This is a genomic window from Campylobacter hyointestinalis subsp. hyointestinalis (genome assembly GCF_013372145.1).
Lineage (GTDB): Bacteria > Campylobacterota > Campylobacteria > Campylobacterales > Campylobacteraceae > Campylobacter > Campylobacter hyointestinalis.
Genome location: NZ_CP053827.1, coordinates 127,159 through 144,011 on the forward strand (window position 1 = coordinate 127,159; position 16,853 = coordinate 144,011).

The window sequence follows — 16,853 nt, forward strand, 5'->3', positions numbered from 1 at the left end:
AGATGAATAGTAGAAGAAAATTTTTAGGTAGTCTATGCGCTCTTACATCAGCTGCCATGTTAAAAGCTAATAGCTTTAGCGATGAGCAGTTTAAGTGGGACGAAGAATGGGACGTTTTGGTAGTTGGATCGGGATTTGCCGGTACGGCTGCTGCTTGTCAAGCAATTGATGAGGGTGCAAAAACATTACTTATAGATAAAATGCCAGTTCTTGGCGGAAACTCAGCCATAAATGGCGGAGCGTTTGCAGTTGTAAATTCAAGCTTTCAAAAGGTTCGCGGTATAGAGGATTCTTATGAACTTTACGTAAAAGATATTTTAAAAGCCGGACTTGGGTTAAATAGAATGGATCTAGTAGAGGTTATAGCTAAAAACGGAAATGACGCTTATGAATATACGTTAAAAAAAGGCGTGTATTACAGAGACGCGCTAGGTCAGTTCGGCGGACATTCTGTTCCAAGAACGATTTGGCCAGAAATAAACTCGGGCGGTAAAATCACGATACCTTTGCAAGAATACATTATGAAAAGTGGCGGAACGATCAGGACTAGAGTCGTGTTAGATGATTTTGTAAGAGATGATAATGGAAAAATTATCGGAGCAAAAGTTAGGGAAAACTATGACTTTATCTTTGATCCTTTAAAAAATGAAGATGATAATAAAAGCGGTATCGTGAAATTCTATAAGATAAATGGCGGAGTCGTTATGGCAACAGGCGGCTTTGCTTATGACGTAAATTTCAGACAAACAGTTGATCCAAAACTAACTGCAGATTTAGACTGTACAAATCACTATGGTGCAACGGCATACGCTCTAAAAACTATGATGAGAAATGGCGCTGATACGGTTGATCTAAAATGGATACAACTAGGACCTTGGGGAAGCCCAGATGAAAAAGGATTTGGTATAGCTCCTGTTTTTGCGATACCTGCGTTTAGTTATGGTGTAATGGTCGATGCAAGAACTGGAAAAAGATTTGTCAATGAGCTTGCCGATAGAAAAATTCGCTCAGATGCCATTTTGAAAATGCATAAAAATCCAGACGGAAGCATAACTCATCCAGTTGTTATATGTGATAGTATCGGCGCACAAGGCACTACAAAAGCAAACGTACAAAGAGGAATCGACAAAAAAGTCATAAGGGTTTTTGATACGCTTAAAGAATTAGCGGATTTTTATAAAATTCCATACGAAGGGCTTAAAAAAACAGTTGATGATTATACTAGGTATTCAAAAAATGGAAAAGACGAAGAGTTTGATAAACCGTTTTTTAAATTTAACGATATGATCCCAGATCTCACAAAACCGCCTTTTTACGCATGGCAAGCTTTACCAAAAGTTCATCATACTATGGGCGGAGTAAAAATAGACACCGAAGCTAGAGTTATAGACAAAAACGGAAATATCATCGAAGGGCTTTTTTCTGCCGGAGAAGCAGTTGGCGGACCGCACGGAGCTAGCAGGCTTGGAAGTTGCGCTATACCTGATTGTTTAGTGTTTGGAAGGATAGCTGGTAAAAACGCTGCTAATCTAGCAAAAAAGGAGAAAAAATGTTAAAAATTTTTAAGATATTTTTAACGATATGTGTTGGACTATCTATAAGCTCTTTTGCCGCAAATTTAGATCTTAATAAATTTACGAAAGAAAATTATCCTATAAAAGCTCATCACGAGAAACTTGGATTTGACTGCAAAAATTGTCATAAAGAAAAAAATCCAAACGAATATAAAGCTTTAAAAACAGATGAGTGCTTGAGCTGTCATAAGAGCTACAAACGTTTGGCTGAGAGAAGCGGTCACCTTGGATATGATGATAATATACACAGTAGTCCGCACTATCCTAATATGGATTGCAATAACTGCCATAAGTCACACAAGTCTTCACAAAATTATTGTGTAATGTGCCATTCACAAGATGGTATGAAAAAAATATTGGTGCCATAAGGAGATATGATGAAAAATATTTTTATAAAAATTTGCCTATTTTGTATTGTTGTATTCGTCATATTTTTTGGCGGTAACTCTTTGATACATGCTACAAGTGACGATAAATTTTGTACCGTTTGTCACGAATGGATGGATCCTATGGTGGAGGCTTATGGGCAAAGCATTCACGGAGGCGCAAATAATCACGGATTTAAGGCGAGTTGTGCGAGTTGCCATTTACCTAATGATAGTTATGTAAAATACGTTTTCAAAAAAGGTTTGAACGGTATCAGCGAAGCTACTCATATGGTTTTTAACGATGCAAAAGATATGGATTGGCAAGGTAACAGAAAAAATCGTGAGAAATTTGTATATGATAGCGGTTGCATAAGTTGTCATCAAACAATTTTAGATATAAACTCAAGCAATCAAAATATCAATGATATGCATAAGCTATATGCGGTATCTATTCAAAATAAAGATAAAAAACTAAGTTGCGTAAGCTGTCATAAAACAGTAGGTCATAAAAATTTGGGTAAAATACTGTATGAGATCAAACATCCGCCTGTTGGAGACTGGGGAGATGAGATAAAAAAATAAGGAGCCCTATGAAAGAGATATTATACAAAAATAATATCTTTATAGTATTTTCTATATTTTTCTTATTGCTTATGATAGGAAATTATTACCTAAATCGCTCATTTGTGAAAGAAGTTCTCACAAATGAGCAGCTTAGTATTTTAAAAAATTCAAGCGACAAGATACAAGAGTGGCTTGAAAATAAAAAAACTAGTCTTAAATTTATTAGTCTGCTCGTCTCAAATTTCGACCATACAAAAGAGCAAAATACGATACAAGATATACTTATTAGAAGTCAGCAAATAGCAAATTTTTCAAGCACATACGTCGGATATGAAAACAATACTATGCTTTCTAGCAGATTATTTCAAAGCCCCAAAGATTATGCGCCAACGCAAAGACCTTGGTATATAAATACTGTTTTGCAAAATGGAATTTATATCACCAAACCATATCTTGATGTCGGACTTAAAATCCCAGTTATATCGATTTGTCAAAGTATAAAAAGAGAAAATGAACTACAAGGCGTGATATGCGGTGTGATATCTTTCGAGAGTATAAAAAATGAAATTTTGGACTTAAGACTAGAAAACGGATATATATTTTTGATAGACGAAGATCTTAACATCTTGCTTCACCCAGACAATAAAATAGGGCTTTCCAAAGTAAAATTTGACATAGAAAATTTGAATTTGATCAAACCATTAAGCCATGAAACACAAAATGAAATCCTAAATTTCAAGCCACTTGAAAACTCAAAGTTGATTTTAGTAGCAAAAACGCTAAAAGATAATATATACAACAAAATAAACGAGCAGTTTATAATAAATCTTATAATATATGCTATCAGTATTATTTTGTTTTTGATATTGGCTTACTTTTATAATAAAAGATTGGAGCGACAATCAAAAATATTTGAAGAGGCAAAAAGAGAATATGAGGTTCTTTTGTTTCAACAAACTAAAATGGCGGAACTTGGTCAGATGATAGCGGCGCTTTCTCATCAGTGGATACAGCCTTTAAATTCACTTGGAATTTTTCTTGGAAATTTGATGCAGTTTAAAAAAATGAATAAACTAAGCGATGAAATTTTTTATGACAATATCGCTAGATCTTTACAAAATATAGATTATATGTCAAAAACTATGGATATGTTTAAGAACTTTTATAAGATCGAAAAAGACGTTCAAGAATTCAATATACAAAAAGCGATAAACGATACGATATGCGTTCTTTTTCCAGTAAAATCAACGATAGATATCAAAGTTACTGTGGCAAAAGGCGTTATACCGATGTGTAAAAACTATATAAATGAGTTCAAGCAGATAACGGCTTGTTTGATCCAAAATTCAAAACAAATTTTGCAAAACAGTAAAAACAAAAAAAGAACTAGAATAGTGGTCAATATAAAACAAACTCAAACGCATTTTATCATCAGAGTCATCGATAACGGTGATGGAATAGCTCAAAATTTCAAAGATAATGTTTTTACTCCTTTTATGAGTACAAAAGGTAGCTCTGGACTTGGTTTGTATATATCAAAGTTAATAGCAAATAAAAAATGCGGCGGAGATCTGTATGTAAGCAGATATAAAAATCCGACTATTTTTACGCTAACGATACTAAAAAAGGTAAGAGATGATAGATGAAAATATACTTAAAAAACTAAAAAATATATCGGTTTTGCTTGTTGAAGATGATGAAAATACAAGATTTGCGATAACTCAATCCTTGCAGTTTTACTGCAAAAAAATAGATGTCGCAAGTGACGGGCTTGAGGGATTTGATAAATTTTTTAAAGATAATTTTGATATCGTCGTTACTGATATAAATTTACCGAATTTAAACGGTCTTGAGATGCTAGATGAGATTAAAAAAAGAGCTCCGCACGTAGCATCTATCATAATCACATCATATGACACAAGTGAAAACATACTTGCAAGTATCGAGCTTGGAGCGTACAATTATCTTAGAAAGCCTTTTAAGATCGAAGAGCTTCAAATAACTATTTTAATGGCTACAAAAAATTTATACGACAATAAAATATCCTTAAAAGACGGCTATGAGTATGACTTGGCTTCAAAAATACTCTACAAAAACGCAGATATGATTTCATTTACGAAAATAGAATCAAAACTTCTGTATCTGCTCGTGAGCAATATAGATAAAATAGTGAGTTACGAAATGATCGAAAATTTCGTATGGGGCGATAAGGCGATGAGTAGCGAAGCTTTGCGTATGGTAATCAAAAAGATAAGATTAAAAACCAAAAATGATATCATAGAAAATATTTCAGGCGTTGGATATAGAGTAATATCAAAAAAGTAAATTTGAATTTAGCATCATAAATTTATAAATTTGACTAGCTTTATGGCGGACAGAGAGGGATTCGAACCCTCGAAGGCTTGCACCTTACACGCGTTCCAGGCGTGCTCCTTCAACCGCTCGGACATCTGCCCAAAAATTTAAAGTCAAATTATACATTTTGTAAGCTTAAATCAAGAAGGGGAAATGCCCCAAATAGGGCATTATAAAAGGAGGTTATTTGTTTAGGAATTTAAATTATATAATATAATTATTAATATATAAAAAATAATTATTTAATATTATAATTATCTGATAAAATCACTTGATTTTTTATAATATTTAACTTTATTTTTTATTAACTAGCCATTAAGAGCAAATTAGCTTAATAAATGTATCATTACAAAGTCCAACAAAAACCTCCTTTTTATAACAGCTAATGCATCTCATCAAAGAGGTGCATTTTTTATTTATACACTTTTTGATATAATTCCCAAAAAGGAAAAACTATGCTAACACACTTAAATGAACAAAATTTACCAAAAATGGTTGATGTAGGAAATAAAAATATAACAAGAAGAATAGCGCTCGCAAGCGGTAATATCAAAATGTCTAGAGACGCCTATAATGCTATCAAAGAAAACACTGGTAAAAAAGGTCCAGTTCTACAAACAGCTGTAGTAGCTGCGGTTATGGGTGCTAAAAAAACAAGCGAACTCATACCTATGACACATCCTCTTCCTATAACTTCAGTAAATATAAATGTTACCAGTCTTGAAGAGCTTCCGGGGTTTAAGTTAGAAGCCGAGGTCATAACAGACGGTAAAACAGGAGTAGAAATGGAAGCGCTAACTAGCGTAAGCGTAGGTCTACTCACGATATATGATATGATAAAAGCCATAGATAAATCAATGATGATAAGCGAGATAGTCCTAGAAAGAAAAAGTGGTGGGAAAAGTGGAGATTACAGGAGAGCGGATGCCTAGTGTTTGTGATTTTGATAAAAAACCTGATATCAAATATCCTGTTTTTTGGGAGTATAAGATCATTTTAGATAAGAATGACGATGAAAAAGAGCTTGTAAAAAATTTGATCGGTACTAAAGAACATACATTAAATTTCTCAAAAAATTCAGGGAATGGTAAATTTAAAAGCTTTAATCTGGCGGTGCTAGTTTATAGCGATGAAGAGCGTCTGGAGCTTTTTAGTCTGCTAAAAAGATATGCTAAATTTGTATTGTGAGGAAAAAATATGATTTTAACTGAGTTGATAAGTTCAAATTTAAATGATCCAAATTTATTGGATCTGATAAAAGAAAAAGTTTTTAAAGACGCTAAGGAAATTTTTGCCGGTAAAAGCGATGAAGAAAAACTAGAAATTTCAAAGAGTTTCTTTGCAAAAGTCTGCACAGATTTAGATGAATTTAGTATTTTAAACTCAAAAAATGTAGATGTTGTTTTGGAGTCTATAAATAAAGCTATGAACTATGACGCCGAGCAGTATCTTTATAAGATAATGTTTGAGCGAGACAGACTAAAAAAACAGATAAAAGATGAAAAACAGCATATGAAAACTCTGATGAGCCTTACTTGCAAGGGCTTAGAAGAGTTCATCTCTACGAGTAAATTTAAAAATAAAGACGAGATATCAAAGATCCTAAAAGATAGACTTATAAATGATCTTGAGTTGCTCGGTATCTTAAAAGAGACGGCAGAATCCGCGTTTTTAACCACTATAGAGATGGGAAATGACGTCGAAGATACGGCTTATGAGATAGCAAAAAGTATGGTCTATCTAGCCATAAACGAAGGCGAGCTTTCAAAGAGCCGTTTTATAGATATAACTTTGGTTGTTATAGAATCAGCCATAAGTATTTCAAATGAGAGTAAAATTTATGCAAAAGAGTTGCTAAAAGGTGCTATAAATGGCAGCAATGACGGTATATCTAAAGCGATAGAAAAGTTCAAAGACGAGCTTAAATTTATCCCAGATGAGATCAGCGATAGTCTAGAGCTGAGCATAAAAGAGATAACCAAAGTAGAAGATGACTTCGTATCTTTACTAAAAGAGCTAAGCACAAAATGCGACGAGCCTGCAAGCAGTATTATCATTGAGATCTTGCAAAGCGATTACGATACGTATTTTGCAAAGCTAAGAAGAATTTCAGCCGAAGCAAGAGAGCAAATACTAGAAAAGATAGAAGAGATCAGAGGGAAGAGCCTTAGACTAAAAGATGAACTAAACATAGACGAAAAAATACTAAATTTAAAAAAAGAGATAGTAGAACTAGAGAAAAAAGCCGGTCAAAAATTCGCTCAAATGAAGAGTCTACAAACATTTGAAAACGCTAAAGAGCAAGCCAAAAAGCTTGGTGATAGAGTTTATGAGGCTGCTAAAAATCTCATTGACAATACAAAAAAAGGCTAAATCTACACTTTGTTTCTTGAATGGTGATAGAAAGATCGCCATTCTAATATAAATTTATCCTTAAACAAAATTCAAACCAAATAACTTCACTATAAAATAAACTAAAATATATTAAGATGCCAAGTGTCAAATTTGTGATATATAAATTTATTTATATTATTACCGATTTACAAATATGCATCTTAAAGGGATACTATGAGAAAATTTGTTTTAGGAGTTATCTTTTTAGTTTCTGCTATATTTTCAGCAGATAATTTTACCTTTGAAAAAGTAAATAACCCAAAAGAGATTTTAAGTAAAATTTCTGCTAAAAAGCCAAGCAGATCCAAGCTAAGTGTTCGCTCTTACACGCCACTTCCTATAAGTCAGTTTGTATTTGATGAGAACTTAGATGAGCTTACAAGCGTTTCAAGTGGTGGACAGTTTTTATCTTATTTAGCTTATAATAAAGTTCAAGGTGATCCTACAAATTTTCTAATTAAGAACATTTCACAAAATTATCGTTGTGATTATGATGGTTCACATCAAGCTAATTGCGATTTTGATTTGTATCATACTAGAGTTGAATATGCTTTTAACAGTATCGGCGGTTGGTTTTATTTCACACAATATCCATCTAATGATGATGAATTTGTTTTAATCAATAGAATAAATACAAAAAGAGGAAATGCTGGTGGATCTCAAAAATTTATGGGTGGCAAACCGCATTTTAAAGTATTTGTTGATACTTATGGTAAGCTTAGCGTAACATTTACCTTAGTAACTGGTGGCACTCAAACAGTATCAACACCACAAGCTATACCGTTAAATACTAAAGTTTATCTACAAGCTAACAATAGTGGAATAAACTATGAAGTAGGCTGGATTACGCTTGATGGAACTAGCTCAATAGCAAATGGAAGCCACCAAGGATTTTCTATCCCAGCTGATATAGATGAGCATAGGGTAGCTAGAAATAATAAAGTATCTTGTCAGTCTGGACCAAATCTTACTGGGATTAATGAAAGAAATTCTGGTTGTATAAAAATTGATTTCGGAAGTAAAATGCAACAAACAGTAGAATTCTATAATCAAAAAAAGAATAGTCATTTGATATCTAATTTCTTTTGGAATGCTTCAACTGGTATGTTTGCAGATATGAATAAAACAGATATTAGCAATAATACGGTTTTTCAACCAAATACAAGCCTTGTTGTGGATATAAACTTTATAAATAAAGTATATGGCGATCTATTTATGGGGCAAAATAATTTTAATGCTAATCAGCTTAGGGTTTATGTTGCAGATAATTATATTATTGCTGATGTTCGAGAATACTAATATATTTTAGACTGGTTGCGTTTAGCAATCAGCCTAGTTATCAAAGAGGAATAACCTATGGATATAAAATCTTTTCAAACAAATTTAGATTTAACTAACTTCAAATTCGACAAATATGCAGACATTGTAAAGCAAAATGAAGAAATATCTAAAAAAAGAGCCGATATTTATAAAACTGATAGAAATTTTCATATAATTAGCGAAAATGAGAGCGAAAACTATATCGGTATCAAAAATAATGAGCCAATAACAAGCAAAAAATATAAAGATTATATTATATACTCAGACAATGAATATTTATTGTATTATGAAGGCACTAACGCATATTATGCTATCTCTAAAGATACTGATATAAATTTACTCTCAAAGATTAGCTTGGCTGATAAAATGTTTTTACTTAATAAAAATGATACAACAGATGAAAAAGTCGTAGTAAAAGATGAAGCATATTTTATGCAAAAAATGCTTGATGATATGATAATAGAACAGACATCTTTTATGCTAGGTAAAAAGCTCGACCAAAGCTATGATGTATGGCATTCTTTGGGTTTTGGCAGAAACTACAGCTACGCAAATAAATTTAGCCCAAATGCTGGATATTATAAGGCTGATAACTACTCAAATCAAAACCCCTTAATCCCAAACTCCTACTACCTAAACTCCTACGCAAACTCAAATTTAATTGATACTAAATTTGGTAAAGCAGAGCTATTTTTAGATTTAGCTGGGGATAATGATAGATTAGGGGTTGGAAGCTTTAGCTCAAATTCACAACTTTTTAGATTTGATAGTGATGGAAATGGATTTGTAGATAAAAATGATACTTACTTTGATAAATTAAAAATAAGAGCTTATGATAAAGATGGAAATGAGATTATCAAAAAACTCAGCGAAGTAGTTGATAGTATAAATTTAAAAGATTTTATAGATAGTAAAAGTAATGCCTTAAAAAAACTTGAAGCTCAAAAAGATAATTATGGAACGATAGAAGGTTATGAACGCTCTTTAGAATTGCTAAAAGATTATAATCCATACTCTATTTTTAAAGCTGAAGTAAGATATGAGAGCCTTACTCAAAATGACTTAAACGAGCTTTCAAAACTAGCTGATAAAGATGGCTGGATAGATATAAATTCAAATTCAGGAGCTTTTAATGGATTACTTGGGATTGCTTATGCTAAGCAAGGGGTTGATGGGAATTATAGATTAGAAGAGTTATCTAGCTATCCACACACTACAAATTTTGGTTTTAATAATGTATTTGATAAAACAACCAAAGAGTATTATTGGCGAGATAGCGATAAAAACTCTTATCAAAATCAACAATACACTAGATTTATAAATTTATATAATGATTATATGAGTGAGCTTAAAAATAGAGATGAGTATATAAATGAATTTGATGATGAAACAAAGGCAAAATATAAAAATGTAAAATCTAGCGTTATGCTATCTATAGAGCGTGAATTTAGCTCAGCAACCGGACTTAACTTCACCTTAGAAAATCTACAAAAAGTCAAAGATAGCTTTGAAAAAGATAGAGCAAATACCGCAAATATGCTAAAAGACACAGACGCATTAACAGCTATAAAAATAAATAAAAATGGCACATTTACCCTTAAATTTAATAGCGGAAGAGAGATAATTGTAAATGAACTTTATAAAGATAGCGGTAAAGCTTTTGATGTGGAGCTAAATTTAAATGCTAAGTTTATGAGCGAAATAGAATTAAATCAAAATATAGATTTAGTAGTAAGCGCAGCCAAAATAAAAGATGAAATCACAGGGCAAACCGAGATAAAATCCCTAAAAGATCTAGGCGTAGAGATAATCAAAAAGCTATCAAATAACAAATTCGCACTCCAAACAAACGATGGCAGAAGCATAATCGTAGATCAAATTTATACTATGTTTAATCAAATTTTAAATCAAGATAATAAACAAAATCAAGAAAAAAGCCAAAATAGTGAGCTAAATTTGATAGATGATAAAGATAGATTTTACCCAAAACCGCTTAGAATTTGGGCGTAAGCGGTTTAAGAGTATATTTTTGAAGTTTATATAAATTTATAAAATCATTTAAAGACCATAAAAACAGCTTTAAATTCGTTTAAAAAAGTGTTGTTATTTTTTAGCATTTTTGTATAACGGCTCTACTTTTGCGACTATTTGTTTAAGATCTCGTATTCTAGTGTCGTTTGATGGGTGAGTAGAAGCTATCTCAAGAGGCGTATTTGCGTTTTGCTTTGCCATTTTTTGCCATAGTTTTATAGCAGCGTTTGGATCAAATCCTGCTCTTGCCATTAGCTCTGTTCCCATGGCATCTGCTTCGCTTTCGTTTGAGCGAGAAAATGGAAGAGTTATTGTATATTTCGTTGCTAAATTCGCTAAATTCGCCCCTTCTTGCCCAAGTCCAAGCACACTAGCACCTATTGATAAAGCGGCGTTTTTGGCTAGATCTATACTTGCTTTTTCTCTGCTATGCTCTCTTAGAGCGTGAGAAATTTCGTGTCCGATTATGGCGGCTAGTTCATCGTCGCTTAAGCTTAGCTTTTCTATTATGCCGCTATAAACAACTATCTTTCCTCCTGGCATACACCAAGCATTTATAGTATCTTCATTTACTACATTGACTTGCCAGTCCCATCTCAAAGCGTCATCTCTAAAAACGCCGACTTGTTTTATAAGGCGATTTGATATCTCTCTTACTCTTTTTGTTTGAGCTTCATTTTTATTTAATGTATTTTTTGCTTTTGCTTCATTTAAAGCTACCATGTAAGCTTGTGCGGCTGCATTATCCATCTCTGATTCGCTTACTAAAAACAGTTGAGAGTTACTGCTTTGAGCAACAGAAGGCTTTGTAGAGCTATAAAAACAGCCTCCAAAAATAAGCAGACTTACTACTAAAACGGTAAAAGAACGTTTTTTCATTTTTCATACTATCCTTTAAATTTAATGTTTGTTTCAAACTCATCTAAACGTTTATGTATGCTTCTAAGCTCGGTTATAGTAGTCCAGTTATCTATAAATATACTAAAACTACTTCTTACTTGATCAAATGCATTACTGACTTGTACTAAGATACCAAGTGTAATGACGCCAGTAAATAGCCCAGGTCCCATTATGACGTAAGGGACTATTACCATAAATTGCGAGAATGATATAAGCCAAACGTTAAAATATCCATAATGTAAAAACAGTCTATAGAAATTATACCTAAGTCCAGTAAAAAGCTCAAAGATCGTCTGTGAGCTTGCATAGTTTATCTTGTCGTCTTCAGCATATACAAGCTCTTTTCTAAATGCAGCTTCGCTTTTTTGTATGTTGTATTCGAGTTTTGGTAGTTTTATACCGACAAACCATGAAATTATCAGTCCACCGACGCTAACAACTAAAGCTATCCATACAAGCGATCCTGGTATTTCTTTGATGATAGGCATATCTACGCCCTTGCTAAGCCCCCACAAAACCGGTATAAATGCGATAAGCGTCATTATGGCTCTTAAAATTTGAAGCCCCAAAGTTTCAGTGATCTTTGCAAAACGATAAACGTCTTCTTGCATACGTTGGCTTGAGCCTTCGATATCTTTTTCGCATTTTTTCCAAACATCTACATAGGCAAAAGTCATCGCCTCTCTCCAGCGAAATACCCAGTGGCTAGCAAAGAAGCTTGTTATGGTAGCTATGATCACGTAAGGCATTGCTATATATAAGAACTGCAAAATTCCAGCCCAAAACTCATCAACGCTATGTTCTTTTACATTTTGCAAAATATCGTAGAAATCTTTATACCAGTCGTTTATCGCTACATTTAAATGAGTTTGAAATACTAAAGAGACCACGATAAGAGCAAGTCCGCCATAAGCCCAAAAAGCCCATTTTTTACTTTTGAAAAATGATGAAAACATATACACCTTTTTTAAATTTGAGCGATTATATCACAGTTTTCTTAAATAAATTTATTTGTTTTTATGAAATGAGTTATCAAAAAAATCATAGTTTGCAAGGTTTTCTAATATTTTGTTTTTATCTTTTTTCAAATTTAGCTAAATTTAAACCAACTTATCTATTTTTATGGCAATAAATAATTTATAACTAAGTTTATACTATTAATTATAAATTTATATTAAGTTTTAAATATATATATAACTTATATAATTAAGTTAATATCTTAAATAAACTTTAATATTATAGGTTAATTAAGAAAAAAATAAAGCTTTTGATAATATAATGCTTACAAATCTTAAATTAAAAAGGAGAACCGTATGGATTTTTTAATGAATCTTAGCGAAGGTTGGCAATTCGCGATTCAGCTTCTAATAGTCCTTATTTGTCTATTTTATGGAGCAAAAAAAGGCGGTATAGCTTTAGGACTTCTTGGTGGCATAGGTCTTATAGTTTTAGTATTTGCATTTGGTATTGCACCAGGAAAACCTGCAATTTCTGTTATGCTAACAATACTAGCAGTTGTCGTTGCTAGTGCTACCTTGCAAGCAAGTGGCGGACTTGATGTTATGCTTCAGATCGCAGAAAAAATATTACGTAAAAATCCAAAATACATAAGCATTTTAGCTCCATTCGTAACTTCTACTCTTACGATACTTTGTGGAACTGGACACGTTGTTTATACAATGCTTCCTATTGTTTATGATATAGCTATCAAAAATGGAATTCGTCCAGAACGCCCTATGGCAGCTAGTTCGATCGCTTCTCAAATGGGTATCATTGCAAGCCCAGTTTCAGTCGCAGTCGTAACCTTAACAGCGTTTCTTATCAACGCAGAGCATCATTTAGCTGGATTTGACGGTTACCTTGATCTTCTTAAAATAACAATCCCATCAACATATCTTGGCGTTTTGTGTGTTGGAATTTTTTCTTGGTTTAGAGGAAAAGATCTTGATAAAGACCTTGAGTTTCAAGAGAGGATTAAAGATCCTGAAGTAAAAAAATACGTATATGGTGATGGTACGTCTCTTCTTGGTAAAAAACTTCCTGGTACTAGCTGGGCTGCTATGTGGATATTCTTAGGAACTATAGCAGTAGTTGCAACATTAGGATATTTCAAAGATTTAAGACCAGCTTGGAACTCGACCAAAGATGGAGCAGTAGTTCAAATCGTAGCTGCGTATCCAACAGAACAAAAGATCTTAGAAAAAATCGTTCTAAAAGATGCAAAAGCTGAGATCTTAGGCTCACATATAGATATTTCTGGTAGTAAGCTAAAAGGAAATGTAAATAATATTTCTGGATTGACGCTTACTCAAAAAGACGGTTCAAAAATAACTTTTATTCAAAATGAACAAGGTATCGTTGTATATACAAATGCAAAAGGCGAAGTAAAAGAATATCCTAAGTCGAGCATATCTTTAGAAAATAAAATAGATAGCAAAAAGACTCTAAGTATGGTCGATACTATCCAAATTTTCATGCTTTTAGCTGGTGCTCTTATCTTGATCTTTACTCCTACAAATGCAGGAAGTATAGGCAAAAACGAGATTTTCCGCTCAGGTATGATAGCCTTGGTTGCGGTATTTGGTATCTCATGGATGGCTGAAACTATGTTTGGAGTGCATACTCCTATGATAAAAGAGCTTCTTGGCGGCGTTGTGAGCGATTATCCGTGGACATATGCTGTTATGCTTCTTTTGATATCTAAATTTGTTAATTCTCAAGCAGCAGCTTTGGTTGCGTTTGTTCCATTAGCTCTTGGAATCGGTGTAAATCCTGCTATTATTTTGGCATTTGCTCCTGCTTGCTACGGTTATTATATTTTACCTACATACCCAAGTGATCTTGCGGCGATACAATTTGACCGTTCAGGAACTACTCATATAGGTAAATATGTTATCAATCACAGCTTCATTTTCCCTGGACTTATCGGAGTTATAAGTTCTTGTATATTTGGTTATATCTTAGCCGGACTTTACGGTTATCTATAGTAGATTTGGGCTTTATAGCCCAGATCTTTTTATATTTTATGTTATAAAAATATCTACTGATTTTATCTATTTTTTTATAAAAGATCATCGAAATTTAAAAATATACAAAAAATGTTTTTAAATTTATTTTTGTAAATTTTTTGGTATAATAATCTAAAATTTTTTCTATTAAGGACAATAATTGGACACGGAACCCTTTATTATGGTGATTTTAGCTGCTGTTTTTATATTTCTAAACGGCTTTTTTGTTTTATCTGAATTCTCGATCGTTAAAGTTAGAAAATCAAGACTTGAGGAGCTTGTAAAAGATAAAGTTCCAAATGCAAAACTCGCTTACAAAATGTCAAATTCACTCGATACTTATCTTAGTGCAACACAACTCGGTATAACTCTTAGCTCTCTTGCACTTGGTTGGATAGGCGAGCCAGCAGTTGCAAATCTCATAGAAGCACCTCTTAAAACTTATTTTGGTATAGATGGCGTTGCTGTCCATACTATCGCATTTATCATAGCTTTTACTCTTATCACGCTTTTGCACGTCGTACTTGGAGAGCTTGTGCCAAAATCAGTAGCCATAGCAAAAGCAGAAAAATCAGTTTTATTTATCGCTAAACCACTTTATATGTTTTGGGTGATATTTTTTCCTGTTATTAGGACATTTGACTTCATTGCTAGTTTATCTCTTAAAGCTATAGGTATAAAACCTGCGAAAGATAGTGAGCTTGCCCACTCTGAAGAAGAGATCAAAATCATTGTTGGCGAGAGTTTAAAAGGCGGTGTTTTAGATAGCATGGAAAGTGAAATCATAAAAAATGCCGTTGATTTTAGCGATACCGTTGCTAAAGAGATTATGACTCCACGTAAAGATATGGTATGTCTAAATAAGCAAAAAAGCTTTGAAGAAAATATGAAAGTCATAGAAGAGAGTAAATATACGCGTTTTCCATATGTAGATGGAAGTAAAGATATAGTACTAGGAATGATACATATAAGAGATATATTGCAAAATAATCTAAGAGATATAGATACAAATTTAGACAAGATAGTTCGTAAATTTATCATAGTTCCAGAAAATAGTTCAATATCTAAAATCCTTGTTATGATGAATAAAGATAGGATTTCTGCGGCTCTTGTCGTCGATGAGTACGGCGGTACAGCAGGGCTTCTTACTATGGAAGACATTATCGAAGAGATACTTGGCGATATCAACGATGAACATGATGATAAATCTCAAGATTATAAAAAGCTTTCTGATGATGTGTTTGAGTTTAACGGACGCTTTGAGATAGAGGCTGTTGAAGAGATAATGGATATAAGCTTTGATGAAGAAACAGAGCAGCTTACTATAGGCGGATACGTCTTTAATCTCTTTGAAAGACTTCCGATAGTTGGAGATAAAATAGATGATGAAAACTGCATCTATGAAGTCACAAAAATGGACGGAGCTAGTATAGGTGCGGTAAAAGTCACTCTAAAGACTGGTTCGCAAACGCAAGAATAGTCTAATAATATCCCAAGCAAAGCGTATCGGTAAGCTTGATACGCTTTTCTAGTGGAGTTGGAGAGAAGTATTTACACTTTTCTATGTATATTCGCACCCCATAAGGCAATCCCAAATCATCATAAAACTTTTTTAAATTAATAAATTTGAGCTTATCTATACTTTTTATATCAAATTTATCATATAAATTTGATTTATTTGACTTTACTAAATGAGAATTTGCAAGCCCTGTAAATGAGCAAAATGCACTAGCAAGGACATAACCATCTAAATTTGTGCATTTATCTATGTATGATTTATACTTATCTAAAATAGAAGATTTATGTAAAAAAATGGTTTTTGAACCTTGATAGGAAGCACAAATTACATTTTTCCAAAAAAGATAGGTATTTGAATTTATGTTTGCAATTTTGCATAATTCATAATTTAATATATAATCATCTAAACATTGATTTGATGGTATTATAAATTTGATCAACGATTCTCTCCTGCTATATTTTTTAACTTCTATTTTATTTATATAGATATTTTACATATTATATACAAACATACACAACACACCAACTATAATCTTCTAATCCCCCCCCCAATAAAAAACCTAAAAAACTTCTCATCAATTGTTCAGTATATTTAATCTGTATTTAAGCTTCACTCTTGTATAATTCCAGCTCACGAAATGAGAAACACCTTTTAACTCTTCTAGTTAGAAATCATTTTTTTATTTTCGATGTTTTTTAAAATTATAAATGTTAAACTATTTTTTAAAGTCAATCTTTGAAATCTAAACAAGTGATCGATTGAGCCAGAACTACTTTTAAAGTTAGTTCTATTAGTATAAAATAATTATATTATCTTTATA

General features: G+C 32.6%; 15 protein-coding genes and 1 tRNA gene. 12 read left to right on the forward strand and 4 right to left on the reverse strand.

What is annotated here, in order from left to right:
- Positions 1–2: 2 nt before the first annotated feature.
- Genes CHHT_RS00700 through CHHT_RS00720 form a run of 5 tightly spaced genes read left to right on the forward strand, consistent with a single transcriptional unit; the run spans position 3 to position 4,831 of the window.
- On the forward strand, positions 3–1,556 hold the full coding sequence (locus CHHT_RS00700) for a flavocytochrome c (RefSeq protein ID WP_034963168.1): 1,554 nt from the start codon (positions 3–5) through the stop codon (positions 1,554–1,556).
- The gene (locus CHHT_RS00705; protein ID WP_034963170.1) at positions 1,550–1,942 is read left to right on the forward strand and encodes a cytochrome c3 family protein; all 393 of its coding nucleotides are present in this window, start codon (positions 1,550–1,552) and stop codon (positions 1,940–1,942) included. The genes CHHT_RS00700 and CHHT_RS00705 overlap by 7 nt, the downstream gene beginning before the upstream one ends.
- A 9-nt stretch (positions 1,943–1,951) precedes the next feature.
- Positions 1,952–2,524, forward strand: a complete 573-nt coding sequence (locus CHHT_RS00710; protein WP_034963171.1) for a cytochrome c3 family protein — start codon at positions 1,952–1,954, stop codon at positions 2,522–2,524.
- A gap of 8 nt (positions 2,525–2,532) precedes the next feature.
- Positions 2,533–4,152 carry a sensor histidine kinase gene (locus CHHT_RS00715; RefSeq protein WP_034963173.1) on the forward strand — a complete coding sequence of 540 codons (1,620 nt, stop codon included), beginning with the start codon at positions 2,533–2,535 and terminating at the stop codon, positions 4,150–4,152.
- On the forward strand, positions 4,142–4,831 hold the full coding sequence (locus CHHT_RS00720) for a response regulator transcription factor (RefSeq protein WP_034963174.1): 690 nt from the start codon (positions 4,142–4,144) through the stop codon (positions 4,829–4,831). The genes CHHT_RS00715 and CHHT_RS00720 overlap by 11 nt, the downstream gene beginning before the upstream one ends.
- A 43-nt stretch (positions 4,832–4,874) precedes the next feature.
- Here CHHT_RS00720 and CHHT_RS00725 read toward each other — a convergent pair.
- Positions 4,875–4,962 (reverse strand) — tRNA-Ser (locus CHHT_RS00725).
- A 354-nt stretch (positions 4,963–5,316) separates the two neighbouring features.
- On the opposite strand from CHHT_RS00725, the gene moaC reads away from it, so the two are divergent.
- From moaC to CHHT_RS00750, 5 genes are all read left to right on the forward strand, one after another.
- Positions 5,317–5,793, forward strand: a complete 477-nt coding sequence (moaC, locus tag CHHT_RS00730) for a cyclic pyranopterin monophosphate synthase MoaC (protein ID WP_034963176.1) — start codon at positions 5,317–5,319, stop codon at positions 5,791–5,793.
- Positions 5,786–6,049 carry an HP0495 family protein gene (locus tag CHHT_RS00735; protein ID WP_034963177.1) on the forward strand — a complete coding sequence of 88 codons (264 nt, stop codon included), beginning with the start codon at positions 5,786–5,788 and terminating at the stop codon, positions 6,047–6,049. Before moaC ends, CHHT_RS00735 begins: the two co-directional genes overlap by 8 nt.
- 9 nt (positions 6,050–6,058) lie before the next feature.
- A complete protein-coding gene (locus tag CHHT_RS00740) occupies positions 6,059–7,234 on the forward strand; it encodes a hypothetical protein (RefSeq protein WP_034963178.1) in 1,176 nt (391 codons plus the stop codon).
- 195 nt (positions 7,235–7,429) lie between these two features.
- Positions 7,430–8,554: a hypothetical protein gene (locus CHHT_RS00745; protein ID WP_051663774.1), complete on the forward strand. Its 1,125-nt coding sequence runs from the start codon at positions 7,430–7,432 to the stop codon at positions 8,552–8,554.
- A 57-nt stretch (positions 8,555–8,611) separates the two neighbouring features.
- The gene (locus CHHT_RS00750; RefSeq protein ID WP_051663775.1) at positions 8,612–10,585 is read left to right on the forward strand and encodes a hypothetical protein; all 1,974 of its coding nucleotides are present in this window, start codon (positions 8,612–8,614) and stop codon (positions 10,583–10,585) included.
- 93 nt (positions 10,586–10,678) lie between these two features.
- On the opposite strand, the gene CHHT_RS00755 is transcribed toward CHHT_RS00750, so the two are convergent.
- Both CHHT_RS00755 and CHHT_RS00760 read right to left on the reverse strand, forming a co-directional pair.
- Positions 10,679–11,485 carry a M48 family metallopeptidase gene (locus tag CHHT_RS00755; RefSeq protein ID WP_034963179.1) on the reverse strand — a complete coding sequence of 269 codons (807 nt, stop codon included), beginning with the start codon at positions 11,483–11,485 and terminating at the stop codon, positions 10,679–10,681.
- A gap of 8 nt (positions 11,486–11,493) precedes the next feature.
- Complete coding sequence (locus tag CHHT_RS00760; RefSeq protein WP_059426585.1) at positions 11,494–12,462, reverse strand: putative transporter; 969 nt, start codon at positions 12,460–12,462, stop codon at positions 11,494–11,496.
- 357 nt (positions 12,463–12,819) lie between these two features.
- On the opposite strand from CHHT_RS00760, the gene CHHT_RS00765 reads away from it, so the two are divergent.
- The gene (locus CHHT_RS00765) at positions 12,820–14,493 is read left to right on the forward strand and encodes an anaerobic C4-dicarboxylate transporter (RefSeq protein WP_034963181.1); all 1,674 of its coding nucleotides are present in this window, start codon (positions 12,820–12,822) and stop codon (positions 14,491–14,493) included.
- A 202-nt stretch (positions 14,494–14,695) separates the two neighbouring features.
- Entirely contained in the window at positions 14,696–15,994 is a 1,299-nt protein-coding gene (locus CHHT_RS00770) for a hemolysin family protein (protein ID WP_034963182.1), read from the forward strand.
- Position 15,995: 1 nt separating this feature from the next.
- Here the strand turns inward: CHHT_RS00770 and cheQ are convergent, their stop codons facing one another.
- Positions 15,996–16,472 (reverse strand): cheVAW transcriptional regulator CheQ, encoded by a 477-nt coding sequence (gene cheQ, locus CHHT_RS00775; protein WP_082864057.1) that lies wholly within the window; start codon positions 16,470–16,472, stop codon positions 15,996–15,998.
- Positions 16,473–16,853 lie beyond the last annotated feature (381 nt).

What these genes read in the sequence shown, in the direction of transcription:
- CHHT_RS00745 (WP_051663774.1), top strand. Translation starts at nt 7,430, where the DNA reads ATGAGAAAATTTGTTTTAGGAGTTATCTTTTTAGTTTCTGCTATATTT.
- CHHT_RS00710 (WP_034963171.1), top strand. Translation starts at nt 1,952, where the DNA reads ATGAAAAATATTTTTATAAAAATTTGCCTATTTTGTATTGTTGTATTC.
- CHHT_RS00750 (WP_051663775.1), top strand. Translation starts at nt 8,612, where the DNA reads ATGGATATAAAATCTTTTCAAACAAATTTAGATTTAACTAACTTCAAA.
- CHHT_RS00760 (WP_059426585.1), bottom strand. Translation starts at nt 12,462, where the DNA reads ATGTTTTCATCATTTTTCAAAAGTAAAAAATGGGCTTTTTGGGCTTAT.
- CHHT_RS00740 (WP_034963178.1), top strand. Translation starts at nt 6,059, where the DNA reads ATGATTTTAACTGAGTTGATAAGTTCAAATTTAAATGATCCAAATTTA.
- moaC (WP_034963176.1), top strand. Translation starts at nt 5,317, where the DNA reads ATGCTAACACACTTAAATGAACAAAATTTACCAAAAATGGTTGATGTA.
- CHHT_RS00715 (WP_034963173.1), top strand. Translation starts at nt 2,533, where the DNA reads ATGAAAGAGATATTATACAAAAATAATATCTTTATAGTATTTTCTATA.
- CHHT_RS00700 (WP_034963168.1), top strand. Translation starts at nt 3, where the DNA reads ATGAATAGTAGAAGAAAATTTTTAGGTAGTCTATGCGCTCTTACATCA.
- CHHT_RS00720 (WP_034963174.1), top strand. Translation starts at nt 4,142, where the DNA reads ATGATAGATGAAAATATACTTAAAAAACTAAAAAATATATCGGTTTTG.
- CHHT_RS00755 (WP_034963179.1), bottom strand. Translation starts at nt 11,485, where the DNA reads ATGAAAAAACGTTCTTTTACCGTTTTAGTAGTAAGTCTGCTTATTTTT.
- CHHT_RS00705 (WP_034963170.1), top strand. Translation starts at nt 1,550, where the DNA reads ATGTTAAAAATTTTTAAGATATTTTTAACGATATGTGTTGGACTATCT.
- CHHT_RS00770 (WP_034963182.1), top strand. Translation starts at nt 14,696, where the DNA reads ATGGTGATTTTAGCTGCTGTTTTTATATTTCTAAACGGCTTTTTTGTT.
- CHHT_RS00735 (WP_034963177.1), top strand. Translation starts at nt 5,786, where the DNA reads ATGCCTAGTGTTTGTGATTTTGATAAAAAACCTGATATCAAATATCCT.
- CHHT_RS00765 (WP_034963181.1), top strand. Translation starts at nt 12,820, where the DNA reads ATGGATTTTTTAATGAATCTTAGCGAAGGTTGGCAATTCGCGATTCAG.